Consider the following 24,019-nt stretch of genomic DNA (forward strand, 5'->3'; position numbering starts at 1 on the left):
GCGCGGGGCCGCCCCGCCACGCCCGCGCGGCGGGGGGGGGGGGGCGGGGGGGGCCCGGGGCGACGGTCAGCTCCGTCGCGGGGCCGAACCGCGGGTCCGGGACCTACGGTCAGGTGCGCGCCACCGACCTGGATCTCGCCGCGCTCAGCCGGCTCTACACGGTGCCCGGCGACGGCAAGGGACCGGTCCAGCGCGTCTACGGCACCATCCAGGTCTCGGACGTCACCTACTCGGACGCGCGCGGCACCACAGTGAAGATTGCCCGCCTCGACGGCCGCGACCTCGGCGGCCGGCAGGTCCCGGACGGCTGGAGCGGCGCCTTCGCCATCGTGGCGAACGGCTTCGACGGCGCCAGCGACCGCCGACCGCTGGCTGCCGCCGCCGCCGACCTCATCGATGCCACCTCGGTCGGCAGCCTGGAGATGCAGGGCCTGAGCGTCAGCGACACCGATCCGAAAGGGCCGGTGCTGTTCGAGATCGGCCGGGCCGCCTACACCTCCTCGGGCTCCGAGGGCGCTACCACCCTGGACAACCTGTCGATGACCCGCGGCGCGCTGCGGATCCATGTCGGCCGCGTGGCCGCGCTGGGGACCTCCCTGGCGCCGACCGTCGCGACCCTCCAGGGCATCGCCGCCGAGCCGACGGGCGGCGCCGGCTTCTCCGACGTCGAGATGCGCCGCCTCACGCCGAAGCTCGGCACGCTCACCCTCACTGACCTGTCGATCGACCTGCCGCCCGAGGCGGAGGCCGAGCGGGCGCCGCCGCGCGACGTCCGGCCCCCGGCCCGCGGCGCCCTGCCCGAGCCGGGCCGGTCGGCGCGGACACCCGAGCCCAGGCCGGCCGACAGAACCGCGGATCCCCTGGCGGTCACGGTGTCGCCGCGGCCGTCCCCCCGCATCGCCCTGCGCGAGGCGGCCCTGGCCTTCGGCCCGCTGACCGACGGCGTGCCCAGCGCGACCCGCATCAGCCTCACCGGCCTGAGCCTGCCCGCCGACCTGCTCGCGGGCGCGCCCCTCGTCGGCCTGCTGCCGGCCTACGGCTACCGGGACCTCGACCTCGACCTCGTGGCCGACGCGAGCCTGGACGAGAAGGCCCGCGACCTCGCCCTGCGCGAGGTCACGATCTCCGGGCGGGACATCGGCACGATCCGCCTGTCCGGCACGCTCGGAGGCATCGGGCCCGAACTGTTCTCCGGCACCCTGCCGGCGGCGACCATGGTGATGTTCTCGGGCAGCGCCAAGACCCTGGACCTGACGGTCGAGAATGCCGGCCTGTTCGAGCGCTTCCTGGCCGCGCAGTCGAAGGATCTCAGCCTCAAGCCGGACGAACTCCGGAAGGAATACGTCACCGCCAGCCTGCTCGGCGTGCCGATCATCCTGGGCAACAGCGCGGCCGCCAAGGGGATCGGCGCGGCCATGGGCCAGTTCGTGATGAAGCCCGGCAAGCTCGTGGTGCACGCCAAGTCCAAGGAGCCCGCGGGGATCGGCTTCATCGACCTGGGCGCGGCGCGCTCGCCGGCCGCCGTCCTCGACCGGCTCGAGGTCGAGGCTAAGGCGAACTGAGGGACGCCGCGATCGGCCGAGGCCATGGCCCGGCTCCGATGGCGACGCCCGCATGTCAGGAGGGGCCGCTCATGCTCGCCGTCCGCCTCTCGAAGGCCGCCCTCGTCGGGGCCCTGGCGATGACCTGCACGCTGGTCGTGTACGGCAACGTCACGGATCCGGCGGTGAATCTCGCCTTCGTGCAGCACGTGCTGTCGATGGACACGATCCTGCCGGATTCGGGCATCGCCGACCGCGCGATCACGGATCCGGCACTGCAGCGCGGCGCCTTCGCGATGATCGTCGCCGCGGAGGCTGTGACGGCGCTCCTGCTCTGGATCGGCGTCGCGCTGATGCTCGCGCGGCTGCGGGCCCCGCGCGGCGACTTCGACCGGGCCAAGACCTGGGCGATCGCCGGCCTGAGCGTCGGCTTCCTGGTCTGGCAGGCGGGCTTCCTGGGCATCGGCGCCGAGTGGTTCGGCATGTGGATGTCGAAGGTCTGGAATGGCCAGCAATCCGCCTTTCGCTTCGCCATGACGGTCCTCGGCGTGATGATCTACGTCGCCCTGCCCGAGGCCGAGGATCCGGAGGCGGGCCGTAGGGGCTGAGATCGAGCGGCCGGCGCTGCCCCGACGCGGGGGCTGTCGTGCCGACCGAGTTCTCGAAGTTCGCCGCACCGCTATCCGGAACGATCGGGAATCACGATCAGTTCGTTCGATAAGTTCTGTTGGATTGAACGCTCGGCGAGAGGGATGGTGGCTCCCTGTCCCAGAGCCGAGCCGTGTCGCGCAGGACCAATCCCCTTTGGATCGCGTGCCGCATCCGCGGTTCCGTAGCCAGGCTTCACTCCTGCCTCGCGGTCAGCCTCGGATCCGTCGGCCCGAGGCGGTCGAGGCCGCGATCGTCGGCCGAGTCCCGGACCTGCACCCTCGCTCGCCGCGCTCACCGCCGTCAGCCTCAACCTGATCCGCCTTCTCGGCATCGCGCGATGCCCGGGTCCAATTCGAGGAGCGTCAGGAGAGAGATCGGACCGTGGAGCCGCGTTCTGCAAACCGCAGAGCACCGGAAATCGAGTTACCCCACGCTGTTGAGGAGACACCGCCGTGAGCCAATCCGCCCTTCCCCGCCGTGCCGTGCTGGCCGGCCTCGGCCTCGGAGGCCTCGCTGCGGCCGCCCCGGCCTGGGCCGCCGGCACGGTCAGACTCCCCCTGCCCGGCGGTCCCGAGCAGCGCGCGGTCACGACCGCATTCCCCGGGAAGGGCGCGATGATCCTGCAGCGCACCCGGCCGCCGCTGCTGGAGACACCCTTCGCGGTGTTCGACGAGGGCGTGTTCACCCCCAACGACCGCTTCTACGTGCGCTGGCACTGGGCCGAGATCCCGACCGCGATCGACGCGCCTTCCTTCCGCCTGACAGTGCGCGGCCACGTCGAGACGGCCCTGTCACTCTCCCTCGACGCACTCGCCGGCATGCCGCGGTTCGAGATCGCGGCGGTCAACCAGTGCTCGGGCAATTCGCGGGGCCTGTTCGTGCCGCGGGTCCCCGGCGCGCAGTGGGCCAACGGCGCGATGGGGAACGCCCTCTGGACCGGCGTGCGCCTGAAGGACGTGCTCGACCGCGCCGGCGTGAGGGCCGGGGCCGTGCAGGTGCGCTTCGCCGGCCTCGACGAGCCGGTCGTGAGCGATGCGCCGCACTTCCGGAAATCCCTAACCCTCGACCATGCCCGCGACGGCGAGGTGATGATCGCCTACGCGATGAACGGCGCGCAGTTGCCGCTGCTGAACGGCTTCCCCCTGCGCCTCGTCGTTCCGGGCCGGTACTCGACCTACTGGGTCAAGATGCTGTCGGACATCGAGGTTCTGGACAGGCCCGACGATCAGTACTGGATGGAGACCGCCTATCGCATCCCGGACGTCCCGGGAGCCAACGTTCGGCCCGGCCAGACCGGCTTCAAGACGGTGCCGATCGACCGCATGGTGCCGCGCGCCTTCGTGACGAACCTGCAGGACGGCGCCCGGGTCGCGGCCGGCGCGGCGGTGGCCGTGCGCGGCATCGCCTTCGGGGGCGATTGCGGGGTCAGGTCCGTGGAGATCTCCACCGACGGCGGCGCGTCGTGGACGCCGACGCGGCTCGGGGCCGACGCGGGCGCCTACAGTTTCCGCCGCTTCGACGTCGGCTTGCCGGCCCTCGCGACCGGCACCCGCGCCATCAAGGTCCGCTGCACCAACACGAACGGACTCGCGCAGCCGATGGACCCGGTCTGGAACGGCGCGGGCTTCATGCAAAACGGCGTCGAGACCGTGACGCTCCAGGTCGCCTGAGGAGGAGTTTCATGTCCCTGACGCCAACAGCGCGCTGCCTGGCCGCGCTCGCCCTGATCCCCGTCTCCGCGGCCGCCGCGCCGGAGCCGATGCGCTTCACGTCGCAGCAGGTCGAGTGGCCCACGTCCGATCAGGTCTTCCCGGCGGGACCGGGCGCCGAGGCGACCAGCAACACCTGCCTCGCCTGTCACTCGGCCGGGATGATTCTCACGCAGCCCGCCCTGTCGAAAGCGCAGTGGAGCGGGATCGTCGACAAGATGATCCACAGCTACAAGGCGAGCGTGGATCCCGCCGACCGGCAGGCCATCATCGACTATCTCGCCGCGCTCAAACCGCGGCCCTGACCGCGCCGCTCACGGCGCCCCGTCCCGGATCAGGCCGAGCAGGGCGTCCGCGGCGCGGCTCCAGTACCGTTCCCGGTGGCGCAGCATCCGGAAGGTCCGTGCCGGCAACGGGAACGGCGGCGCGACGAGCGCGCCGGCAGCCAGCTTGCCCGCCACGACCGCCTCCGACAGGACGCTCGCACCGGCCCCGGCCTCGATCGCGGCGAGCACGGCCTCGTTGGAGGGCAGCTCGAGCGACACCGTCACATCCGCGAGCGCCAGCCCCGCCGCCGCGAGCGCCGCCTCGAAGGCGGAGCGCGTTCCGGAGCCCGCCTCGCGCAGCACCCACGGGTGGCCCGCGAGATCGGCGGCCGTCAGGGTTTCCCGGGCCGAGAAGGGGTGGCCGGCCGGCACGACGAGCACGAGCCGATCCTGCGCGACCGCCGCGCTCGCCAGGACCGGATCCTCGACCTCGCCCTCGACGAAGCCGAGTTCGGCCGAACCATCGGCGACCGCCCGCGCCACCTCCGCGGTGTTGCCCACGGCGAGGCGGATCGTGATGTCCGGATGGGCGGCCCGGAACGCGACGAGATGGCGGGGCAGCCAGTGGATGGCGATGGTCTGGCTCGCGTGGACGCGCAGGCTTCCCCGCCGCAGGCCGCTCAGGTCGGCCAAGACCCGCTCGGCCGCCTCGGCGCGGGCGAGCACCGCGCGGGCCTCTTCGAGGAAGACGCGACCGGCATCGGTCAGCTCGATGCCGCGGCCGACCCGGTGGAACAGCTTCACCGCGTGGCGCTCCTCCAGCCCGGACACCGCGGCGCTGACCGCCGACTGGACGATGTTCAAGGCCTCGGCCGCGCGGGTGACGTGCTGACGCTCGGCGACCGCCACGAAGATGCGCAACTGATCGAGGGTCATCGACGGGCTCTGCGACCGCGAGGGACGATCCAGGCTACCACGCCTTCGCGCCGCGCCCTGTCGTGAGTGCGAGCGCCGTCGCGGCCAGCGCCAAGGGCGCGAAGGACACCCAGAGGACCGTGTCCCAGCCGTAGCTCGTGAGCAGGCCCCCGGACGAGAACGAACCGACCGCCACCAGTCCGAACACGATGAAGTCGTTGATCGACTGCACCCGCGTCCGCTCCTCCGGGCGATGACAGTCCAGCACCATCGCGGAGGCCCCGACGAAGCCGAAGTTCCAGCCGACGCCGAGGAGGATGAGGGACAGCCAGAAATGCCCGACATCCGCGCCCGCGAGTCCGACGAGCGCGGCCGCTCCCGTCAAGGTGAGGCCGGTCGCCACCACGCGGGAAGCGCCGAAGCGCGTGATCAGCCGCCCGGTGAAGAAGCTCGGGCCGTACATGGCGATGACGTGCCACTGCAGGCCCAGATTGGCATCCTCCTGCGCGTGGCCGCACAGGCGCATGGCCAGCGGGGCGGCCGTCATGACGAAGTTCATCAGGAGGTAGGACACGGCCCCGCAGATCACCGCGATCACGAAGCGCGGCTGCGCGAGGATGACGGCCAGCGGTCGTCCGCCCGAAAGGGACCCGGCGGCCGGTCGCGGCAGGCGAACGCCCGCCAGGATCAGGGCGGCCGCGGCGGCGACGGCGGCCTGAGCCAGGAAGGTGGCGGCGAACAGGTAGGGAGGCCACAGGTTCATGGTGTGGGTGACGAGCTGCGGCCCGATCACCCCGCCGAAGACGCCGCCGGCCATGACGGCCGACAGCGCCCGCGGCCGGCGGTCGGCCGGTACGCAATCCGCGGCGGCGAAGCGGAACGAGAAGACCACGGCCGCGTAGGCGCCGCCGAGGAACATCGCCGCGCAGAACAGCCAGAAACTGGCCGCGACGATCGCCCAGGCCGAGAGCAGGCCGACGAGCACGCCGCACCCGGTGCCGACCATGAAGACGGTGCGGCGCCCGTGGCGCCTGGCGATGCTGCCGGTCGGCAGGGCACAGGCGGCCATCCCGACGACGAAGATCGAGATCGGCAATGTGGCCAGGACCTTGCTCGGCGCGAGCATGTTGCCGACGACCGCGCCCGTCGCGAACACGACGGTCGAGTTCGCGCCGGCGAGGGCCTGCGCGACGGCCAGCCTGACCACGTTGCCGGTGCCCGACCGGTCGGCGACGGGCGCGCGGTCGATGGCCGAGGGGGACGTGCGGGACATCGGGACGCTCTGGATTCGATAGGGCTCCGCGGCCGGTCGGATTGGCGGTCGTCGCGGCGCTGGGTCGACCGCGGCCTGAGCCGGTTCGACGAGGGCACCGGTATAGCGGCGACCTTCTCGTCCGTATCGCGACGCGATGACAAACCGTGCCGCCCGGTCCCTCGCCGCAGGATCGCCCGCCGTGCGGCAGCGATCCCGAGCGGTCGCGCCTGCCGCGGCTCTTCCAACAGGGAGGCTCTCGCCGCGCCGCCCGACACGGCCTCCGCCGCGTAGGTGAAGGTGCCCCGTTCCAGCACCTCCCGCGCGAACGACCCGCCGACGCTGATCCGCACCTCCCTCAGCGACCCTACGCCGCTCGGATCCCGCGGGGAAATGGCTTGTCTGGCCGGGGATCGACCTCTGGCATCGGCCGAACGGCCGGCGCGACACGCGTCACTGCGCGATGATCTCCGGATGCTGTGCGGCGAGGTTCGCCCGCGTCGCCTCGGCCCAGGCGCGGTCGCGCTCCCGGCGCGGCCGGTCGAGGCGCACGTCGGCGATGAGACTCGCCGGGCGCCGCGACACGAGGAGCAGCCGGTCCGCGATCCCGATCGCCTCGGCGACGTTGTGCGTCACCATCAGCACGCTCATGCCGACCCGGTCCACCGTGTCCACCACGAGGCCGCGCAGCTCCGCGGCGGCGGCGTCGTCGAGGGACACGAACGGTTCGTCGAGGACGAGGACGCGCGGGCCGTCGGCCAGGGCGCGCGCCAGCGCCACGCGCCGCTGCATGCCCAGCGACAGGGCCTTCGGGTAGCGCGTCCGCCACGCCGTCAGGCCGAGCCGCGCGAACAGATCGTCGAGATCGCGCCCGCGCCGTGCCCGGGGCAAGCCGAGGCGGACATTGTGTTCGACGCTGCGCCAGGGCAGCAGCCGCGGCTCCTGGAACACGATGCCCGCCCGATCCGCGCCGGAGACGCGGCCCTCGAACGCGGTGTCGAGACCGAGCAGGATCCGCAGGGTGGTGGTCTTGCCGGCGCCCGACGGCCCGATCAGGCAGACGATCTCCCCGGCGCCGACGCCGAAGGTCAGGTTCCGGACGGCCTCGACCGGCTCGGTCCGGGCGGGCCGGTACCATTTCGACGCGATCGCGACTTGGAGGACGGGCTCAGCGCCAGCGACGGACATAGGCTTCGAGCCGCTGGAGGAGGAGGACGTCGATGCCGATCATCACGGCCATGAAGACGAGGCTGTAGCCGATGATGGCCGCCACGTCGGTGCTCTGGACGAAGTAGTAGTTGATCGCGAAGCCCACCCCGTCCGGGCGCCCGAGCAGCTCCACCACCAGCACGATCTTCCAAGCGAGCGAGAGGCCCGACCGCGCTGCCGTGACCATGTAGGGCTGGAGCTGCGGGATCAGGATGTCGCGGGCCCAGCTGCGCCGGTCGAGCCGGTAGGCGCGGGCCATCTCGTCGAGCCCGGGATCGAGATTCCGCGCGCCCTCGCGCACGATCACCGCGACGTTCGGGAGCTTGTTGAGCACCACCGCCAGGATCGCGGCGGTCTCGGTGAGGCCGACCCAGACATAGGCCAGGACCGTGATCACCAGGGCGGGCGTGTTCAGGAGGACGAGCAGCGGCGTGTCGAGGGTGAGGTCGGCGGCCTTGGACCGTCCGAGCGCGACGCCGAGGAGGACGCCGAGGACCATCGCCACGGTGAAGGAGATCGCCACGCGGAGCAGCGTCATGCCCACGTTATGCGCGAGGTCGCCGCGCTCCGCCTCCTGAACGATGAAGCGCAGCACCGCGAGGGGCGCCGGCAGCAGGCGCGAGCCCGCCTCCATCGCGGCGAGCTGCCAGGCGGCGAGGAGCACGGCCAGGGACGCGATACGGGTCAGCGCGCCCATGCGGTCCCGATGGTCCTGGTAGTCTTGACGGTCGACACGCGCGCCCGCCGGGCGGCCGCCTCAACCATTGCGGCCGGTGTAGTAGAGGTCCGGCGGGAGCGCGTTGCCCTTTCCGACGAGGCGGGCGCCGCCGAGCCGCGCCATCACCGCGTAGAGCTTCTCGGCGTCGGCGCGCTCCTCCGCGATGGAGCGGCGCGGAATGCCGGCCAGGAAATCGTGCTTCAGGGCCTCGAAGGTCGCCTCGTCCTCCGCCGCCATCAGCGGGCGCACGATCTCCCACGTGCTCGGGTCGGAGGCGAGCATGTCCTTGGCGGCGCGCGAGGCCCGGGCGAAGGCCGCCACGGCCGCGGGCTTCTCCTTCACGGTCGCGTCCTGGAACAGGTAGCCGATCAGCGCCACGTCGCCCGGGACGCCGAGGGCGTGCATGATGTCCTCGGCCCCGACCAGCTGCCGATAGCCCTTGGCCTTGAGGCGGGCGCAGTAGGTCCAGTAGGTCAGCGCCGCGTCGAGGGCGCCCTGCTCCAGCTTCAGCGTGATCAGCGGCGGGGCGCCGTAGGCGATCTCGGCGGCCTGCTCGAGGTCGATGCCGGCCGCGTCCTTGGCCTGTGCCCGGAGGAGGAGCCAGTTCTTGTCCAGGGGGCCGCCCGCCACCCCGAGGCGCTTGCCCGCGAGATCCTTCAGGCTCTTCACCGGGCTGCCGCCCGGCACCATCACGCCGCCCTCGGAGGTCGAGTACGGAATGAAGCGGACCGCCTGGCCGTCGTTGCCGAGGCGGGCGGCCCAGAGCAGGTCGCCGATGATCGTGTCGACCTGCCCGCCGATGAAGCTGATCCGGGCCGCGTCGTTGCCGGCGAGCTTGACCGCGTCGAGCGCGAAGCCGTTGGCCGTGTCGAGGCCGCGGGCCTTGATCACCGCCGCCTCCCAGGTGGACGTGCCGAAGGGCAGGCTGCCGAGGCGGATCGTCGGCACGTCGGCGCGCGCCGCCCGCAGGCCGAGGCCGCCGAGCAGGCCCCCGGCGAGCATCGCGCGCCGTGACAGCATCACGCCTTCTCCCATCGTATTGCGCAGTCTTCAGCGGCGGCAGACTGGAGTGCCGATCGAGCCGGACGCCATTGCCAAAAGGTCATAGGGCTCACACCGGTTTCCGTCCACCGTGGCAAACACGCTTGCGCGCAACCGGCCGCGGCGGCACCCTCGGCCGCGACGGTTTCATCGGAGTTGGATCATGAGCGAGCGACGCGAGGGCGCACTGGACGACGCGACCGTGGAGGCGCGGCTGAAGGCCGAGCTGCCCGCCTGGCGGCTGGAGGACGGGTGGATCCGGCGCACCTACAAGACGTCCGGCTGGAAGAGCACCCTGATGGTGATCAACACGGTCGGCCACCTCGCCGAGGCGGCGTGGCACCATCCGGACATCACGGCCTCCTACGCCTGGGTCGAGGTCCGGCTGATGAACCACGCGGCCAAGGGCATCACCGATAAGGATTTCGCCCTCGCCCGGAAGATCGAGGAGGTCGTCTCCTGGCAGCCGGCCCTGGAGGGACAGGGGCTCGAGGGCACGCCGACCGATCCGCGCTTCGCCTACATCAAGTACGAGAAGTAGCGGCCGCCGCGGGCGTCACCGCGGCTCCTTCACCCGGCGGCACTCCGTCTTCAGGTAGGCGGTCTTGCCGATCTCCTCGCGCAGCTCGGTGCGGGCGATGATCTCCTGCCAGCCGGTGGCGCAGCCGAGTTCGTTGGCGACCCGGACCTTGCGGACCTCGAGCGCCTGGGCGTCCGTGCAGGAATCCTGGGCGATCCCGTTGGCGCAGACCAGGACGACGGCGATGAAGGCGTTCATGGGCAAGACGGTCCTCGTTTCCGTCGCACCCTACGCGCGGGAGTACCGCCGGGTTTCCGGCGGTGCGGCCCGGCCCGCGTGAAACTTGGTCACGGTCGGCCCGCCCTGAGGGGGCGGAGGGGCGGGCCGACCGTTCCTCGCGGCGCCCGCGGGCGCCGCGATCGCGTGATCCGGCCGATCAGCCGGCGTGGGTCGCCGGCGCGCCGCCCGTCTCCGGGCGGATGCGGTAGCAGCCGATGTAGAGGGCCGGCAGGAACAGGAGCGTCAGGAAGGTCGCCGCCAGGATCCCGCCGATCATCGCGAAGGCCATCGGCCCCCAGAACACCTCCCGGGCGATGGGGATCAGGCCCAGGCTCGCCGCGGCGGCGGTCAGGAGGATCGGCCGCATGCGATGGTGCGTCGCCTCGAAGACCGCCTGCCAGGGCGCCATCCCCTCGGCCCGGAACTCCTCGATCTGGCTCACCAGGATCACCGCGTTGCGGATGATGATCCCGATGAGCGCCAGGATGCCCAGGATGGCGACGAAGCCCATCGGCTTGTCGAACAGGAGCAGCGCCGGCACCACGCCGATCAGGCCGAGCGGCGCCACGGTGAAGACGAGGAGCATCCGGCCGAAGCTCTGGAGCTGCATCATCAGCAGGAACGCCATGGCCAGCAGCATGACCGGGACCACGGCCGCGATCGGGCCCTGGCCCTTGGCGGATTCCTCCACGGCGCCGCCGGTCTGGACCGTGTAGCCCTCCGGGAGCGCCTTGATGAAGGCGTCGAGGCCGGGCTGCAGGGCGGCCACGATGGTGGCCGGCTGTGTCGCGTCGTGGATCGTGGCGCGCACCGTCACGGTCGGGAGGCGGTCGCGGCGCCAGACGATCGGCTGCTCGAGATCGTAGCCGATCCGCGCGAAGGCGAGCACCGGCACCACCGTGCCGTTAGCGAGACCGACCTGCAGCGACTGCAGGGTGTCCAGCGACGACCGCTCGGCAGCGCGGGCGCGGCCGACGACGTTGACGAGGTAGATCGAGTCCCGGACCTGCGTGATCGCCTGCCCGCCCTCGATCCCGTTCAGGATGCCGGCGACGTCCTGGCTGGTCACGCCGAGCTGGCGCGCCTTGTCCTGGAGGATCTCGACGCGCAGGACCTTGCCGGGCTCGTTCCAGTCGAAGGTCGGCACGTCGAGGCGCTTGTCGGCCGCCACCACGTTGGCGAGGTCGAGCGACAGGCGGCGCACCGTCTCCATGTTCGGGCCGCTGAGGCGGTACTGCACCGGGCGGCCCACGGGCGGCCCGAGGCTCAGGGGCTGCACCAGCACGTCGGTGCCGACGAAGTCGCGCAGGCCGATCGTCTGCAGGCGCGCCATCACGCGGTCGCGCACCTCCAGCGACTTCGTGACGATGACGATCTGGCCGAAGAACGCGTTGGCGAGCTGCTGATCGAGCGGGAGGTAGAAGCGCACCGCGCCCTCGCCGACGTAGGACGACCAGCTCGTCACGTCCGGATCGCCCTTCAGGTTCGCCTCGAACCGGTCCATCTGCGCCCGGGTCTCGGCGATGGTGGCGTTCTGCGGAAGAGTCAGGTCGACCAGCACCTCGGACCGGTCCGAGGACGGGAAGAACTGCTGCTGCACGTGCCCCATCCCGACGATGGCCGCCGCCATCAGCCCGAGGCAGACCACCACCGTCGTCCAGTGCCAGCGCATGGCGAGCCGCAGCGCCCGGACGAACAGGCGCGTGAAGATCCCCTCCTTCTCCGTGTGGTGCTTCATGGTCTTCGGCAGGAGCGTGACGCCGACGAGCGGCGCGAACAGGACCGCCACGACCCAGGAGACCAGCAGCGAGGCCGCGATCACCACGAACAGCGAGTAGGTGTACTCGCCCGCGCCGGAGCCGTTGAAGCCGATCGGCAGGAAGCCCGCCACCGTCACGAGAGTCCCGGTCAGCATCGGGAACGCCGTCGACGTGTACGCGAAGGTGGCGGCCTTCCGCAGCGTGTCGCCCCGCTCCAGGCGGGCCACCATCATCTCGACGGTGATCATGGCGTCGTCGACGAGGAGGCCGAGCGCGATGATCAGCGCGCCGAGGGAGATGCGCTGGAGGGTAACGTCCATGATCTGCATGACGACGAAGACGATCGCCAGCACGAGCGGGATCGACACCGAGACGACGAGGCCGGCCCGGACGCCGAGGCTCACGAAGCTCACCCCCAGCACGATGATGACGGCCTCGACCAGCGCCTGGGTGAAGCCGCCGACCGCGTGCTCGACCTGCTTGGGCTGGTCCGACACGAGGTGGACGCCGACACCGAGTGGCAGGGTCGCCTCGATGGCGCGCATGCGCTCCTTCAGCGCCTCTCCGAAATGCAGCAGGTTGGCGCCCGGACGCATCGCGATGGCGAGGCCGATCGCGGGCTTGCCGTCTACCCGGAACAGCGGTGCGGGCGGATCCTCGTAGCCGCGGCTGATCTCGGCGATGTCGGCGAGGCGGAAGAAGCGGTCATTGACCCGCAGGTTGAAGTCCTGGAGCGAGGCCTCGGAGGCGAAGGAGCCGCTGACCCGCAGCGAGATGCGCTCCGGCCCGGCCTGCACCACGCCGGAGGCCGAGACCGCGTTCTGCGCCTGCAGGGCCTTGATCAGGGCCTGGAAATCGATGCCGTAGCCGGCGAGCTTCCGGGTGGAGAAGTCGAGGTAGATCGTCTCGTCCTGCGTGCCGATCAGCTGGGTCTTGCCGATATTGGGCACCCGCAGGACCTCGGTGCGGATGCCCTCGACGTAGTCGCGCAGCTGCCGGTGCGTCAGGCCGTCGGCCGTGAACGCGTAGATATTGCCGTAGACGTCGCCGAACTCGTCGTTGAAGAACGGACCCTGCACGCCCTCCGGGAACTGACCCTTGATGTCGCCGAGCCGCTTGCGGACCTGGTAGAAGGCCGGCTGGATCTCGTTCTTCTTGAGCGTGTCGCGGAACTGGACGAAAACCGTCGACGATCCGGGCGTCGTGTAGCTGCGGACGAAGTCGAGGCCGTTGAGCTGCTGGAGCTCCTTCTCGATCCGGTCGGTGACCTGATCGAGGGTGTCCTTGATGGTCGCGCCCGGCCACGTGGTCTGCACCACCATGGTCTTGATGGTGAAGGGCGGATCCTCCTCACGGCCGAGGCGGGTGTAGGCCATCAGGCCCGCGATCAGCGAGACCAGCATGAGGAACCAGACGAACGAGCGGTGCCCGAGCGCCCAGTCGGAAAGGTTGAAGTCCTTCACGCGAAAACCCCGTGCGGCCGGATCAGACGGCGCCGTCGGTCAGGCGCACGGCCTGGCCTTCCTTGATGACGTGGACGCCCGCGACCACGACGCGCTCGCCGGCCTTCAGGCCGGCGACGACCGCGACGCGGCCGTCCTCGGCGTTGTCCCGCGCCGCCACGGTGACGTCGCGGCGCGCCACCGACTTCCCGTCGGGCGACACGACCCAGACCGAGCGGCGGTCACCGTCCTCGAGCAGCGCCGAGGCGGGCAGCAGGACGGTGGGCGCGACCTTGCGCATGAGCGACACGTTGATGGTCGCGCCGAGCCGGAAGGCCGGGCCGGGATCGTCCAGGGTGATCCGGATGCGCTTGGACCGCGTCCCCGACTCGGCGAGGGGCGCGATCTCGCGGACGCGCCCGCGCGCCGTCAGCTCCGGCGCGCTCTGGAGCGCGACGGTGAACACGCCGTCCGCCGGCAGAGCCCCGACATGGGCCTCGGGAATGTCGACCACCGCCTCGCGGACGTCGGGCCGCGCCACGGTCACGACACCCTGGCCGGCGCTGAGCACTTGGCCGACCTCGGCGAGGCGCTGGGTCACGACACCGTCGAACTCGGCCTTCAGCTCGGTGTAGCCCATCTGGTCGCGGGCCTTCTGGAGGCTCGCCATCGCCTGATCCACCCGGGCCCGGGCGGTCTCGCGCTTGGCGACCGCTTGGTCGAGCGTCGCCTGGGAGACGGCGTTTCCGGACATCAGGCGCCGGGTCCGCGACTCCGCGGCCTCGGCGTTCTCGGCCTGCGCCTTCGCGTCGGCCAGGTCGGCCTCGGCGCGGGTCAGGTCGAAACGGGTCACGATGGTGTCGAGGGCCGCGAGGCGCTGGCCGCGGGTGACGAGGTCGCCGATGGTCACGTCCCGCGCGACCATGCGCCCGGGGATCTGGAAGCCGAGCTGTGCTTGGTAGCGCGGCTCGATCGTGCCGGCGAACGGCCCGAACGTGACGGTGTCGCTCAGCACGACCACCTGCGTCAGGACCGGACGGACCGGGGCTGCCGCGGCCTCGCCCGCCTCTTCGCCGTGACCGTTGCACCCGGCCAGTGCCGTCGCGAGGAGGCCCAGGACGAGATACGCGCGCGCCGTCATGGGCGGTCTCCGATCTCGGCGGCCGCGACCGTCTGGCCGGGACGCAGGAACTGGATGCCGGCGACGACCACGCGCTCGCCCGGCTCGACGCCGCGCTTCAGCGCGATGATATCGGGGCCGAAGCGGTCGATCTCCACCGCGCGGACAGAGACGGTCTTCCGGTCCGGATCGTAGACCCACACCGAGGGCTTCCCGTCGTAGCGGTAGAGCGCCGACCAGGGCAGGATCACCGATTCGTGCGGCGCGAAGCGCCCGCGGCCGATCACGACGGCCCCGAGCCCCATGGCGGCGGGCGTCGACTTGAGGCCGATCTTGACCCGCACCGTGCCGCTCGCGGCATCCACGGTGGGCGAGATCTCGCGCACGGTCCCGACCGCGGTGACCGACGGGTCCGACTGCAGCGCCACCGCGACGGTGTCGCCGGCCGGCGGCTGGGCCAGCAGCGATTCGTAGACGTTGAAGACCGCGTCGCGGGGCCCGTCCTGCGCGACGACCAGCACGGTCTGGCCCGACTGGACCACCTGGCCGACCTCGAAGCTGCGGCTCGTCACCACGCCGGACACGCCCGCGCGCAACTCGGTATAGGAGAACTGCTCCTGCGCGGTTCCCAGCGCCGCCTTGGCCGAGTCGACCGCCGCCTGCGTGGTGCGCAGCTCCTGTTCGGCATTGTCGTAGGTCGAGCGGGTCGTGAAGCCGCCGGCCAGGAGCTGCTTCTGGCGCTCGTACGACATCTTCGCCTGCGTCAGCAGCGCCTCGGCCGAAGCCAGGGCGGCCTTGGCGTTGTCGAGATTCGCCTGTTGCGTCAGGGGTTCGAGGACGGCGAGAACCTGATTGGCCGTGACGTGGTCGCCGACCTCGACGCGCCGCTCAGCGACCTTCCCGTTCGTCCGGAACGAGACATTGACCTGCGCCTGGGCCTGGACGTCGCCGGTCACCACCACGTCGAGCGCCATCGGTGTGCGACGCGCCTGCACGACCCGCACGCGCGCCACGGCGGAGTCGAGCGCCGTCTCGGGCGCGGCCTGGGCGCACCCGATCGACGCGAGCGCGGTTAACATCAGCAGCGCGGATGCCGATAGAAGGAAAGCGATGCGGTTCATGCGATCGACCGTGTCGGCGCGACTCGTGCGAATTGCGTGGCGCGTTCCTACGCCATCTGTTACATACCGTCCAGACGGTTTTTAGTACAGGTCCGTGATGCAGGCGAAGCGACAGCGACTGGCGGCGCGCCCCGAGATCATCCTGGAGGCGGCCGCGGCCGTTCTCCTGAAGGGAGGCGTCCGCGGGCTGACCATCGACGCGGTCGCGGCCGAGGCCGGGCTGAGCAAAGGCGGCGTCCTGCACCATTACGCCTCGAAGGACGCCCTGGTGGGGGCGCTGGTCGCCCGCAAGCTCGCGGACGTGCGCGCGGAGATCGACGCCTGCGCGCGGGAGATACCCGCCGGCCCGTCGCAGCTTCCCAGGGCGATGGTGGCGCATATCCGCGGGCATTACTGCGACGACAACGAAGCGGCGCGCGCACTCCTCCTGGCATCGATGGAGTCACCGGAGGCGCAGAAAGACTTTCAGGCGTTCGTCGCGGATCAACTGGACCAGCTCGGACGGATCGAGGGCGCTCCCCCGGGCGAGGGTTCGGTCCTGTACTTCGCCATCCTCGGTCTGTTCATGAGCCGGGCGCTGGGCTTCCAGCAACTCGACGAGGACGCCCTGGCGCCGATGCTCGAGGCCCTCGACCGCATCGCCGGGCGAGCCGGCGGCTAGATCCGGACGCTCAGGCCTGGAACGCGAGGACGGCGCGCGTCCCGGCGCTCCGGGGGGCGTACGACAGGGCCGAGCGCAGGTTCGACGCCATGGCGCGCACGATGCGCGACCCGAGACCGGTGCCGCGCACCTCGCCCTCCCCGGTCCAGCCGATTCCGTCGTCCTCGACGGCGAGCAGCACGGTGTCGGCGGCGTCCCGCTCGACCGCGACGCGGATCTCGCCCGACGTGCCGACCGGGTAGGCGTACTTGTAGGCGTTGGTCACGAGTTCGGTCACGACCACGCCGACCGACACGGCCTTGTCGGTCGAGAGCCGCACCGGTGCGGCACGAAGGCGGATCGCGTGGTCGCGACCGCTCGCCCGCATGGCGGCCTGCAACTCCTCGACCAAGCTCTGCAGGTAGGCGTCGAGCTCGACGGATTCGACGTCGTCGGACGTGTAGAGGCGGCGGTGGATGCCGGCGATCGCCGAGATCCGGGCTTGCATCTCGTCGAGCGCCGCCTTGGCGGCCGGGTCGGTGACGGCGTTGCGCTGCATGTGCGCCAGGGCGGCGACGAGGGCCAGGGAGTTGGCCACGCGGTGGTTGACCTCGCGCAGCAGCAGCTCGGCGCGGTCGCGTGCCTCGCGCATCTCGGCCTCGGCCCGCTCCTTGTCGCGCCGCAGGCTCTCCTGCCGGAGGGCGGTGGCGACGGCCTCGCCGAGCAGCTCCCGGAACTGACCCTGGACGTCCTTCCAGACGTAGTCCACCGCTCCGGCCTTCAGGGCCGCCACGGCGACGCGGCTGTCCTCGGAGCCGGTCACGTAGATGACCGGCGGCGCTTCGGGCAGCGCGCGGATCTCCGGCAGAAGGTCGAGGCCCGTCTGTCCCGGCATGTGGTGGTCGAGGGCGACGGCGTCGATCCCGCCCTGGGCGAGCCGCGCCAGCCCTGCCGCGCCGTCGGGACAGAGCTCGACCGCGTAGCCGCGCGCCTCCAGGGCGCGACGGACCAGGCGGCCGAGGCCGGGATCGTCGTCGATGTAGAGGATGCGTGCCGCCGCGGCGGTGCCGTCCCCGCTGGCACGCCGCGCGGTCATGGGTTCTGCGGAACCTGCATGACCGAGAAGAACAGCCCGAGCTGGCGGATCGCGTTCGCGAATCCGTCGTAGCTCACCGGCTTGGTGATGTAGACGTTGGCCCCGAGGTCGTAGCAGCGTTGGATCTCGCGGCTGTCGTCCGTCGTGGTCAGGACCACCACCGGGGACCGGCGCGTGTGCGGGTTCGCCTTCACCTTCTCGAGGATGTCGAGGCCGGTCATGTCCGGCAGGTTGAGGTCGAGCAGGATCAGCAGGTGCCGTCGGGCGCTCGCCTCGCCGGAGCCGTCCGGCCCGAGCAGATACTCCAGCGCCGAAGTGCCGTTGCGGAACGGCACGATGTCGTTGTTGACGCCGGCGCGTCGGATGTTGCGCTCGATCAGGCGCGCATGACCCTCGTCATCCTCGATCATCACGATGCTGACGGGGTGCACGGGCCGCTCCACGCTCATTAGGCGGCGATGGGCGCCGGTTCGGGGTCGATCCGGACCGCTGTAACTGTCCCGTGCGGCAAGGTCACGTCGAACGTCGTGCCCACACCGAGTTCTGAACGGATCTCGATCCGGCCCCCGAACGAGCGCACCAGCGCCTTCACGTGGGCGAGACCGATCCCATCGCCCGGGCGGTCCTGGGCGCCCGACCGGCGGAAGAGTTCGAACACGCGGGCATGGTCCCGCGCGGCGATCCCCCGGCCGTTATCGGCGACGGAGAAGCAGACGCCGCGTTCGCCCACGGCCTTGGCCGTGACGGTGATCCGCCCGGGCCGGCCCGGGTCGAGGTACTTCACGGCGTTGTCCAGCAGGTTGCCGAAGACCTGCTCGATCGCGAGCCGGTCGGCGACGATCTCGGGCAGGTCGCGGGCGATCGTCACCGTGGCCCCGATCGCCTCCGCCTGATGCCGCTGGGCGTCGGCCACGCCGCGGAGCAGGCTCGTCATGTCGAGGGCCTCGGGCGAGAATTGTCGCCGGCCCTCTCGCGAGAGCTTCAGGATGGCGGCGATCAGCCCCTCCATCCGGTTCACCGCCGCCTTGATGAAGCCGAGCGCCTCGCCGAAATCGGCGTCGAGCCGCTCTGCCGCCGGGTGATCCCGGAGGGCCGCGGCGACCTCGGTCCGGGTCGCCTCCAGCTCGCTCGTGAATCCCATCACGTTGACCAGCGGCGCGCGCAGGTCGTGGCTGACGATGTAGGCGTAGCGCTGGATCTCCTCGTTGGACTCGCGCAGGTCGGCTTCGGCCTGACGCTGCTCGGTGATGTCCGTGTGGACGCCGACCCACTCGCGGATCTCGCCGCGCGCGTCGAGGACCGGGATCGCGCGGATCGCGAAGTGTCGCCACGTCCCGTCGCGGACCCGGACCCGGTGCTCGTGGACGTAGGTGCGCCGCGCCCGGACGGTCGCGTTCCACGTCTCGACGGAGGCCTCCATATCGTCGGGGTGGACAGCGTCGGCCCAGCCGTAGCCCTGATACTCCGCCCGCGTCTGACCGGTGATCGCGCTCCAGCCCGGCTGCTCGCCGAGCATCCGGCCCGCCGCATCGTTGGTCCAGAGCACGCCGCGCACGGCCTGCACGGCGGCCCGGAACCGCGCCTCGCTCGCCTGGAGCTCGCGCTGGACGCGCTGCTGGTCCAGCGACGAGGCGAGCATCGCCAGGAACAGGATGAGGAACGTGGCGCCGGCGACGTAGAGGGCGAGGTTCTGCTGAGCCGGGGCGCCGGTCACCGCGTGGGCGGCGTGGGCGCCGCCCGCCTCGGCGGTGATCGTCGCCGCCGCCATGCCGGTGTAGTGCATGCCCGCCACCGCGAGGCCCATCACGCAGGCCGCGACGAGCTTCTGCCAGACGCCGTGTTGCCGGAAGGAGAGCCACAGGGCGGCGGTCGCCGCGGTCACGGCGATCGCCACCGAGAGCGCGATGATCGCCGGGCTGTAGGCGAGGTCGCCGGGGATCCGCAGCGCCGCCATGCCGGTGTAGTGCATGCCGGCGACGCCCAGGCCCATCAGCGGGCCGGCGACGAGAAGGCTGCCAAGCCCCTCGCCGACGCGCGCCACCCACAGGAAGGCGGCGCCGGTCGCCGCGATTGCGATCGCGAGTGACAGGAGCGTGAGCTCGGTATCGTAGGCGGCCGGCAGGCCCATCTCGAAGGCCAGCATGCCGATGAAGTGCATCGACCAGATCCCCCCGCCCATGGCGAGGGCGGCGCCGGCGATCCACGGCCAGCGCAGTCCCGCGACGGGCCCGCGGATCCGCGCGCCCAGGTCCAGCGCGGTGTAGGACGCGAAGACCGCGAGGCCGATCGACAGGGCGACCAGCGCCGGATTGTAGCCAGTATGGACCATCGACTGCGATCGACGCGTGAAGGAGCCTCCTCGCGATGTATCCCGGGTGGTCCGTCGGCGCTATCGCGATTCCGAGACGCATCGAGATCCCGGATATCGAGCCGCGTCGGCGAGCCCCGCGACCGGCGCCGGGAGCAGAGTGGATCGGCCACCGCGATCGGCATCGCGGTGCGCGCCACACAGGCTCAGGCAAGCAGGGTCAGCGATGATCCACCGCGACCCCGTCAGACGAGACCAACAGACAGGATGCGCGCCGGAGGCTGGGTGACGGCGACGCTGTCATCACAGCCGGAACGCTTCGGCGGACAGGCGCGTATCGCCGCAGCCGCGCGCCCGAGCCACGTCGAAAAAAAACGCGTTCGTCACACGGCGACGGTCTCTCCCGGCGGGCGCGCGCGTTCTAGGTTCTGTCGAGCGCTCAACGCGAATGCAGGTTCATGAACGGACACGCCGCGGCACGATTTCCGGACGACCTGCGCGAAGCCCTGGCGCAGGCACTGTACGATTGCGAGCGGACGGACGGGGAGGATCGCGCCGCCTGGACCGACACGGACCTCGAGGCCCGGCACCCGGGCCTGCGCGAGCACTATCGCCGATCCGCCGACGCCCTGGCGGCCGGTCCGCTGGCGGACCTGATGGCCGCCCGCCATGCCGACGAGGAGGAACTGCGGGTGCTGCGGCGCCAGCGGATGTCGCCCGAGCGCGAGCGGGAGCTGCTGGAAGCGAACAACCGCCTCGTCGCCCGCGCCGAGGCGGCCGAGACGGCGCGGCACAATGCGGAGGAAGCGCTCGCGACGCTGCGCCGCGAGCGGGATGTCGCGCGGGAAGCCGAGGCGTTCTGGCAGCAATTCGCCTTCGACGCCGACGATCTCGCGACCCGGCGCCTCATCGAGCAGACCGACGCCCGGGCGGAGGCCGAGCGGCGGGCGATCGAGGAGCGGTGCCGACGGGAACGCGCGGAGGCGGCGCTGCGCCTGTTCGCCGACCGGGCCGACGTCATGCCCAAGGAGGGATGGGCGTCGGAACTGGCGAAGGCCAATCGCGACATCCCGCTCTGGTGGTTCCACGCGGCCCGCGTCGCCCTCGAGCCGCCGGACCTGTCCCGACCGACCGAGGGCGGCGAGGCCTGAACGCCTCAGGCCGCCGCTGGCTGCTTCGCGGGCGTGTCGCGGAACAGAGCCGTGCAGCCGGAGCCGCGATGCATGCTCAGGATCGACGCGCGGTCGATCTCCGGGTGCGTCTTGAGCACCTTCTGAACGCAGGCGAGCACCCGCTCGTACTGCGCGGCGTCGTAATTCGGTTCCAGCGGACTGACGGCGATGTAGGTCTCGACCACCAGGACGCGCTCGGCGCGGTCGTGGGCGACGTCGACGGCGATCCAGGACGACTTGATCAGGCTGGTGCTGGCGAGCATGGGCGTTCCTCGTGCAGCGTTACATCGTTTCACCCACGGTCGCGGCGCGTTTTTCATCCCGCGGCGGGGGCAATTTTGGCGAAATCATGGACCGCCTGTCGGCGAATGCCAAGGGGGCGCCGCTCCGGACACCATGCACGCTGTGCAGCGTGTTGAGCGCGAGCCCGCACCGGCTTACGGTCGGGCATCGGCCGCTGCCGGAGGCGTCCACAATAGGCACTCGCATCCGGCGAATGGCATGTGGTATACAAATTGGCGGACTCGTCACCCCGGGTCCGCGTGACGGTGTCGCGATACGACGGGACCGCGCTGTGGGAGGGAGAACAGACATGATCCGTTCGAGGATGGAAGGCCCCTGCCCCTCAGTCGCGGCACGCGCGTCACGGGCCCGTGCAGGCATCGAACCGGTATCCCGCGCGGCCTGAGCCGCCCGCCGACATCCCCAAACCGACTCCAGCTCCGAGACCGATCATGACCAAGGCCCTCGAAGGCGTCCGCATCCTGGACTTCACCCACGTTCAATCCGGCCCGACCTGTACGCAGCTCCTGGCTTGGTTCGGCGCCGACGTCATCAAGGTCGAGCGGCCGGGCGCGGGGGACGCCACGCGTCAGCAGCTTCAGGACATCCCGGACGTGGACAGCCTCTATTTCACGATGCTGAACCACAACAAGCGGTCGATCACGCTCGACTCGAAGAACCCGAAGGGCAAGGAAGTTCTCTGGCGGCTGATCAAGGAATGCGACGTCCTGGTCGAGAATTTCGCGCCCGGCGCCCTCGCCCGCATGGGCCTGACCTGGGAGAAGATCCACGAGGTCAACCCGCGAATGATCCTGGCCTCCGTGAAGGGCTTCGGTCCGGGCCGCTACGAGGATTGCAAGGTCTACGAGAACGTCGCGCAGTGCGCCGGCGGCTCCGCTTCGACGACGGGCTTCCGCGACGGGATCCCGATGGTGACGGGCGCGCAGATCGGCGATTCCGGCACCGGCCTGCACCTCGCCCTGGGCATCGTCACGGCGCTCTACCACCGGACCCAGAGCGGCCTCGGCCAGAAGGTCGACTGCGCCATGCAGGACGGCGTGCTCAACCTCTGCCGGGTGAAGCTGCGCGACCAGCAGCGTCTCGCGCACGGGCCTCTCCGGGAGTACAGCCAGTTCGGCGAGGGCATCCCGTTCGGCGAGGCGACCCCGCGCGCGGGCAACGATTCCGGTGGCGGTCAGCCGGGCCGGATCCTGCGCTGCAAGGGCTGGGAGCAGGACCCGAACTCCTACATCTACGTCATCACCCAGGCCGCCGTCTGGGAGCCGATCTGCGACATCATCGGTGAGCCGGATTGGAAGACCGATCCGAACTACGCGACACCGAAGGCCCGCCTGCCGCATCTCAACGAGATCTTCACGCGGATCGAGGCCTGGACGATGAAGGTGTCGAAGTTCGAGGTGATGGACACCCTGAACAAGTACGACATCCCCTGCGGCCCGATCCTGTCGATGAAGGAGATCGCCGAGGACGAGTCCCTGCGGAAGACCGGCACCATCGTGGAGGTCGATCACCCGACCCGCGGCAAGTACCTGACCGTCGGCAACCCCATCAAGCTGTCGGCGAGCCCGAGCGAGGTCACCCGCTCGCCGCTCCTCGGCGAGCACACCGACGAGATCCTGCGCTCCGTGCTCGGCTACTCCGAGGCCGAGGTCGGCGAGATCGCCGAATCCGGCGCGATCGGCGCGGTCCAGAAGATCGCGGCGGAGTGATCGGTCTCCGGCGATCCGGGGGCGAGACCCTGGAGCGCCGATGTTACAATCCGGGGGCGTGCGTGAAGCGCGGCCCCGGATTCCGGGTGACGCCGTTCGACAGCCGGGGCACGGTCGCGCCGCCGAGCCCGCGTTCGGTCCGTTTCTCCCCGGCCCCGCACAGGGTCCGGATGACACCCAGGAGCCTGCATGCGCATCGCCTTCATCGGTCAACAGGATTTCGGAAAAGCGGTCCTGGAGGCGTTCCTCAAACGAGGCGATGAGGTTGCGGCGGTGTTCTGCGCGCCCGAGAAGCCCGGCGCCAAGCCGGACGTCCTCAAGACGGCAGCCGTCGAGAAGGGGCTGACGGTCTTCCAGTTCCCCAGCCTGAAGAGCCCGGAGGCCGAGGACGCGATGCGCGGCCTGAACGCCGATATCGGCATCATGGCCTACGTGCTCCAGTTCGCGCCGCAGAGCTTCGTCAATATCCCGAAGCACGGCACCATCCAGTATCATCCGAGCCTGCTGCCGCGTTACCGGGGCCCGTCCTCGATCAACTGGCCGATCGCCCGGGGCGAGTTGCAGACCGGCCTGACGATCTTCCGGCCCACCGACGGCCTCGACGAGGGGCCGGTGATCCTGCAGAAATCCTGCCCGATCGGCGCCGACGCGACCCTCGGCGACGTCTACTTCGACAACCTGTTCCCCATGGGCGTCGAGGCCATGCTGGAGGCGGCCGACCTCGTGGTGGCCGGCCAGCATGTCGAGATCGATCAGGACGAGGACGCCGCGAGCTACGAGGGCTGGTTCCGCGGCGCCGAGGCGGAGATCCACTGGTCGGCCCACGCCGAGCAGATCTACAACGTGATCCGCGCGGCCAACCCGGCACCCGGTGCCTGGACCACGCACGACGGCAAGAAGCTCCAGATCTTCGACTGCAGCCTGCATCGGATCCGCAAGCTCGCCGACGTCGTCGGCAAGCCCGGCGAGGTGATCGCCGTCGACGACGAGGGCTTCAGCGTCTGCGCGCAGGGCGGCCGGCTCGAGATCCGTAAGGTCAAGGCGGAGGGCGGCAAGAAGGTCGCGGCCGCCGAGTACGCCCGGGAGGCCGGGCTGGCGGTCGGTCAGTTTCTCGGGCTCTAGAGCGGTCACCGACCGGATTGAATCGTGTAGGGTTTCGGCCGCGGCGGTGATGTGATTCGATGGTCGGCTTTCCGAGGAGGAGAGCCGATGGCGTCTGCCCTGTCCGTTGATTTGCGCGAGCGTGT

Annotated in this window: 22 protein-coding genes; 9 read left to right on the forward strand and 13 right to left on the reverse strand. The window is 70.9% G+C overall.

Features of this window, described 5'->3' with window-relative positions; translation table 11 throughout:
• From ACLBYE_RS19890 to ACLBYE_RS19905, 4 genes are all read left to right on the forward strand, one after another.
• The coding region (locus tag ACLBYE_RS19890; protein ID WP_447695476.1) for a hypothetical protein at positions 1-1,562 on the forward strand (1,562 nt) is incomplete at its 5' end.
• A gap of 71 nt (positions 1,563-1,633) precedes the next feature.
• The gene (locus ACLBYE_RS19895) at positions 1,634-2,149 is read left to right on the forward strand and encodes a DUF2165 family protein (RefSeq protein WP_447695477.1); all 516 of its coding nucleotides are present in this window, start codon (positions 1,634-1,636) and stop codon (positions 2,147-2,149) included.
• A 495-nt stretch (positions 2,150-2,644) separates the two neighbouring features.
• On the forward strand, positions 2,645-3,862 hold the full coding sequence (locus ACLBYE_RS19900) for a molybdopterin-dependent oxidoreductase (protein ID WP_447695478.1): 1,218 nt from the start codon (positions 2,645-2,647) through the stop codon (positions 3,860-3,862).
• An 11-nt stretch (positions 3,863-3,873) separates the two neighbouring features.
• The gene (locus ACLBYE_RS19905; protein WP_447695479.1) at positions 3,874-4,206 is read left to right on the forward strand and encodes a cytochrome c; all 333 of its coding nucleotides are present in this window, start codon (positions 3,874-3,876) and stop codon (positions 4,204-4,206) included.
• A 9-nt stretch (positions 4,207-4,215) separates the two neighbouring features.
• On the opposite strand, the gene ACLBYE_RS19910 is transcribed toward ACLBYE_RS19905, so the two are convergent.
• From ACLBYE_RS19910 to ACLBYE_RS19930, 5 genes are all read right to left on the reverse strand, one after another.
• Positions 4,216-5,103 carry a LysR substrate-binding domain-containing protein gene (locus tag ACLBYE_RS19910; RefSeq protein ID WP_447695480.1) on the reverse strand — a complete coding sequence of 296 codons (888 nt, stop codon included), beginning with the start codon at positions 5,101-5,103 and terminating at the stop codon, positions 4,216-4,218.
• Positions 5,104-5,137: 34 nt separating this feature from the next.
• Positions 5,138-6,355 (reverse strand): MFS transporter, encoded by a 1,218-nt coding sequence (locus ACLBYE_RS19915; RefSeq protein ID WP_447695481.1) that lies wholly within the window; start codon positions 6,353-6,355, stop codon positions 5,138-5,140.
• Between the two features lie 432 nt (positions 6,356-6,787).
• Entirely contained in the window at positions 6,788-7,522 is a 735-nt protein-coding gene (locus tag ACLBYE_RS19920; protein ID WP_447695482.1) for an ABC transporter ATP-binding protein, read from the reverse strand.
• The gene (locus tag ACLBYE_RS19925) at positions 7,503-8,240 is read right to left on the reverse strand and encodes an ABC transporter permease (protein WP_331299181.1); all 738 of its coding nucleotides are present in this window, start codon (positions 8,238-8,240) and stop codon (positions 7,503-7,505) included. The genes ACLBYE_RS19920 and ACLBYE_RS19925 overlap by 20 nt, the downstream gene beginning before the upstream one ends.
• A gap of 60 nt (positions 8,241-8,300) precedes the next feature.
• A complete protein-coding gene (locus ACLBYE_RS19930; protein ID WP_447695483.1) occupies positions 8,301-9,281 on the reverse strand; it encodes an ABC transporter substrate-binding protein in 981 nt (326 codons plus the stop codon).
• Between the two features lie 184 nt (positions 9,282-9,465).
• On the opposite strand from ACLBYE_RS19930, the gene ACLBYE_RS19935 reads away from it, so the two are divergent.
• Complete coding sequence (locus ACLBYE_RS19935) at positions 9,466-9,843, forward strand: 4a-hydroxytetrahydrobiopterin dehydratase (RefSeq protein WP_447695484.1); 378 nt, start codon at positions 9,466-9,468, stop codon at positions 9,841-9,843.
• Positions 9,844-9,858: 15 nt separating this feature from the next.
• Here ACLBYE_RS19935 and ACLBYE_RS19940 read toward each other — a convergent pair whose 3' ends face one another.
• The 4 genes from ACLBYE_RS19940 to ACLBYE_RS19955 all read right to left on the reverse strand — a co-directional run bounded on the left by ACLBYE_RS19940 (position 9,859) and on the right by ACLBYE_RS19955 (position 15,544).
• Complete coding sequence (locus tag ACLBYE_RS19940; protein WP_012319732.1) at positions 9,859-10,080, reverse strand: hypothetical protein; 222 nt, start codon at positions 10,078-10,080, stop codon at positions 9,859-9,861.
• A 178-nt stretch (positions 10,081-10,258) separates the two neighbouring features.
• A complete protein-coding gene (locus tag ACLBYE_RS19945) occupies positions 10,259-13,324 on the reverse strand; it encodes an efflux RND transporter permease subunit (protein WP_447695485.1) in 3,066 nt (1,021 codons plus the stop codon).
• A gap of 22 nt (positions 13,325-13,346) precedes the next feature.
• Entirely contained in the window at positions 13,347-14,444 is a 1,098-nt protein-coding gene (locus ACLBYE_RS19950; RefSeq protein WP_447695486.1) for an efflux RND transporter periplasmic adaptor subunit, read from the reverse strand.
• Complete coding sequence (locus ACLBYE_RS19955; protein ID WP_447695487.1) at positions 14,441-15,544, reverse strand: efflux RND transporter periplasmic adaptor subunit; 1,104 nt, start codon at positions 15,542-15,544, stop codon at positions 14,441-14,443. The genes ACLBYE_RS19950 and ACLBYE_RS19955 overlap by 4 nt, the downstream gene beginning before the upstream one ends.
• Positions 15,545-15,641: 97 nt before the next feature.
• On the opposite strand from ACLBYE_RS19955, the gene ACLBYE_RS19960 reads away from it, so the two are divergent.
• Positions 15,642-16,205 (forward strand): TetR/AcrR family transcriptional regulator, encoded by a 564-nt coding sequence (locus tag ACLBYE_RS19960; protein ID WP_020092021.1) that lies wholly within the window; start codon positions 15,642-15,644, stop codon positions 16,203-16,205.
• 10 nt (positions 16,206-16,215) lie between these two features.
• On the opposite strand, the gene ACLBYE_RS19965 is transcribed toward ACLBYE_RS19960, so the two are convergent.
• From ACLBYE_RS19965 to ACLBYE_RS19975, 3 genes are read right to left on the reverse strand one after another with little or no spacing between them, the layout of a single operon-like run.
• Complete coding sequence (locus ACLBYE_RS19965) at positions 16,216-17,280, reverse strand: sensor histidine kinase (protein WP_020092020.1); 1,065 nt, start codon at positions 17,278-17,280, stop codon at positions 16,216-16,218.
• Positions 17,277-17,729 (reverse strand): response regulator, encoded by a 453-nt coding sequence (locus tag ACLBYE_RS19970; RefSeq protein ID WP_447695488.1) that lies wholly within the window; start codon positions 17,727-17,729, stop codon positions 17,277-17,279. The genes ACLBYE_RS19965 and ACLBYE_RS19970 overlap by 4 nt, the downstream gene beginning before the upstream one ends.
• A complete protein-coding gene (locus ACLBYE_RS19975) occupies positions 17,729-19,609 on the reverse strand; it encodes an MHYT domain-containing protein (protein ID WP_447695489.1) in 1,881 nt (626 codons plus the stop codon). The genes ACLBYE_RS19970 and ACLBYE_RS19975 overlap by 1 nt, the downstream gene beginning before the upstream one ends.
• A gap of 437 nt (positions 19,610-20,046) precedes the next feature.
• Here ACLBYE_RS19975 and ACLBYE_RS19980 point away from each other — a divergent pair, with 437 nt between their 5' ends.
• Entirely contained in the window at positions 20,047-20,739 is a 693-nt protein-coding gene (locus tag ACLBYE_RS19980) for a hypothetical protein (protein WP_447695490.1), read from the forward strand.
• A 5-nt stretch (positions 20,740-20,744) separates the two neighbouring features.
• Here the strand turns inward: ACLBYE_RS19980 and ACLBYE_RS19985 are convergent, their stop codons facing one another.
• On the reverse strand, positions 20,745-21,023 hold the full coding sequence (locus tag ACLBYE_RS19985; protein ID WP_012319741.1) for a hypothetical protein: 279 nt from the start codon (positions 21,021-21,023) through the stop codon (positions 20,745-20,747).
• A 471-nt stretch (positions 21,024-21,494) separates the two neighbouring features.
• Between ACLBYE_RS19985 and frc the strand changes: the two genes are divergently transcribed.
• Together frc and ACLBYE_RS19995 are read left to right on the forward strand one after the other, a co-directional pair.
• The gene (frc, locus tag ACLBYE_RS19990) at positions 21,495-22,772 is read left to right on the forward strand and encodes a formyl-CoA transferase (protein WP_020092016.1); all 1,278 of its coding nucleotides are present in this window, start codon (positions 21,495-21,497) and stop codon (positions 22,770-22,772) included.
• Between the two features lie 189 nt (positions 22,773-22,961).
• Positions 22,962-23,894 carry a methionyl-tRNA formyltransferase gene (locus ACLBYE_RS19995; RefSeq protein WP_447695491.1) on the forward strand — a complete coding sequence of 311 codons (933 nt, stop codon included), beginning with the start codon at positions 22,962-22,964 and terminating at the stop codon, positions 23,892-23,894.
• The last annotated feature ends 125 nt before the right edge of the window (positions 23,895-24,019 follow it).

The organism is Methylobacterium sp. A52T, assembly GCF_053346095.1.

Coding starts and splice junctions, on each gene's coding strand:
- ACLBYE_RS19960 (WP_020092021.1), top strand. CDS start 15,642: ATGCAGGCGAAGCGACAGCGACTGGCGGCGCGCCCCGAGATCATCCTG.
- ACLBYE_RS19895 (WP_447695477.1), top strand. CDS start 1,634: ATGCTCGCCGTCCGCCTCTCGAAGGCCGCCCTCGTCGGGGCCCTGGCG.
- ACLBYE_RS19920 (WP_447695482.1), bottom strand. CDS start 7,522: ATGTCCGTCGCTGGCGCTGAGCCCGTCCTCCAAGTCGCGATCGCGTCG.
- ACLBYE_RS19935 (WP_447695484.1), top strand. CDS start 9,466: ATGAGCGAGCGACGCGAGGGCGCACTGGACGACGCGACCGTGGAGGCG.
- ACLBYE_RS19955 (WP_447695487.1), bottom strand. CDS start 15,544: ATGAACCGCATCGCTTTCCTTCTATCGGCATCCGCGCTGCTGATGTTA.
- frc (WP_020092016.1), top strand. CDS start 21,495: ATGACCAAGGCCCTCGAAGGCGTCCGCATCCTGGACTTCACCCACGTT.
- ACLBYE_RS19970 (WP_447695488.1), bottom strand. CDS start 17,729: ATGAGCGTGGAGCGGCCCGTGCACCCCGTCAGCATCGTGATGATCGAG.
- ACLBYE_RS19975 (WP_447695489.1), bottom strand. CDS start 19,609: ATGGTCCATACTGGCTACAATCCGGCGCTGGTCGCCCTGTCGATCGGC.
- ACLBYE_RS19915 (WP_447695481.1), bottom strand. CDS start 6,355: ATGTCCCGCACGTCCCCCTCGGCCATCGACCGCGCGCCCGTCGCCGAC.
- ACLBYE_RS19940 (WP_012319732.1), bottom strand. CDS start 10,080: ATGAACGCCTTCATCGCCGTCGTCCTGGTCTGCGCCAACGGGATCGCC.
- ACLBYE_RS19910 (WP_447695480.1), bottom strand. CDS start 5,103: ATGACCCTCGATCAGTTGCGCATCTTCGTGGCGGTCGCCGAGCGTCAG.
- ACLBYE_RS19965 (WP_020092020.1), bottom strand. CDS start 17,280: ATGACCGCGCGGCGTGCCAGCGGGGACGGCACCGCCGCGGCGGCACGC.
- ACLBYE_RS19985 (WP_012319741.1), bottom strand. CDS start 21,023: ATGCTCGCCAGCACCAGCCTGATCAAGTCGTCCTGGATCGCCGTCGAC.
- ACLBYE_RS19930 (WP_447695483.1), bottom strand. CDS start 9,281: ATGCTGTCACGGCGCGCGATGCTCGCCGGGGGCCTGCTCGGCGGCCTC.
- ACLBYE_RS19905 (WP_447695479.1), top strand. CDS start 3,874: ATGTCCCTGACGCCAACAGCGCGCTGCCTGGCCGCGCTCGCCCTGATC.
- ACLBYE_RS19950 (WP_447695486.1), bottom strand. CDS start 14,444: ATGACGGCGCGCGCGTATCTCGTCCTGGGCCTCCTCGCGACGGCACTG.
- ACLBYE_RS19995 (WP_447695491.1), top strand. CDS start 22,962: ATGCGCATCGCCTTCATCGGTCAACAGGATTTCGGAAAAGCGGTCCTG.
- ACLBYE_RS19980 (WP_447695490.1), top strand. CDS start 20,047: ATGAACGGACACGCCGCGGCACGATTTCCGGACGACCTGCGCGAAGCC.
- ACLBYE_RS19925 (WP_331299181.1), bottom strand. CDS start 8,240: ATGGGCGCGCTGACCCGTATCGCGTCCCTGGCCGTGCTCCTCGCCGCC.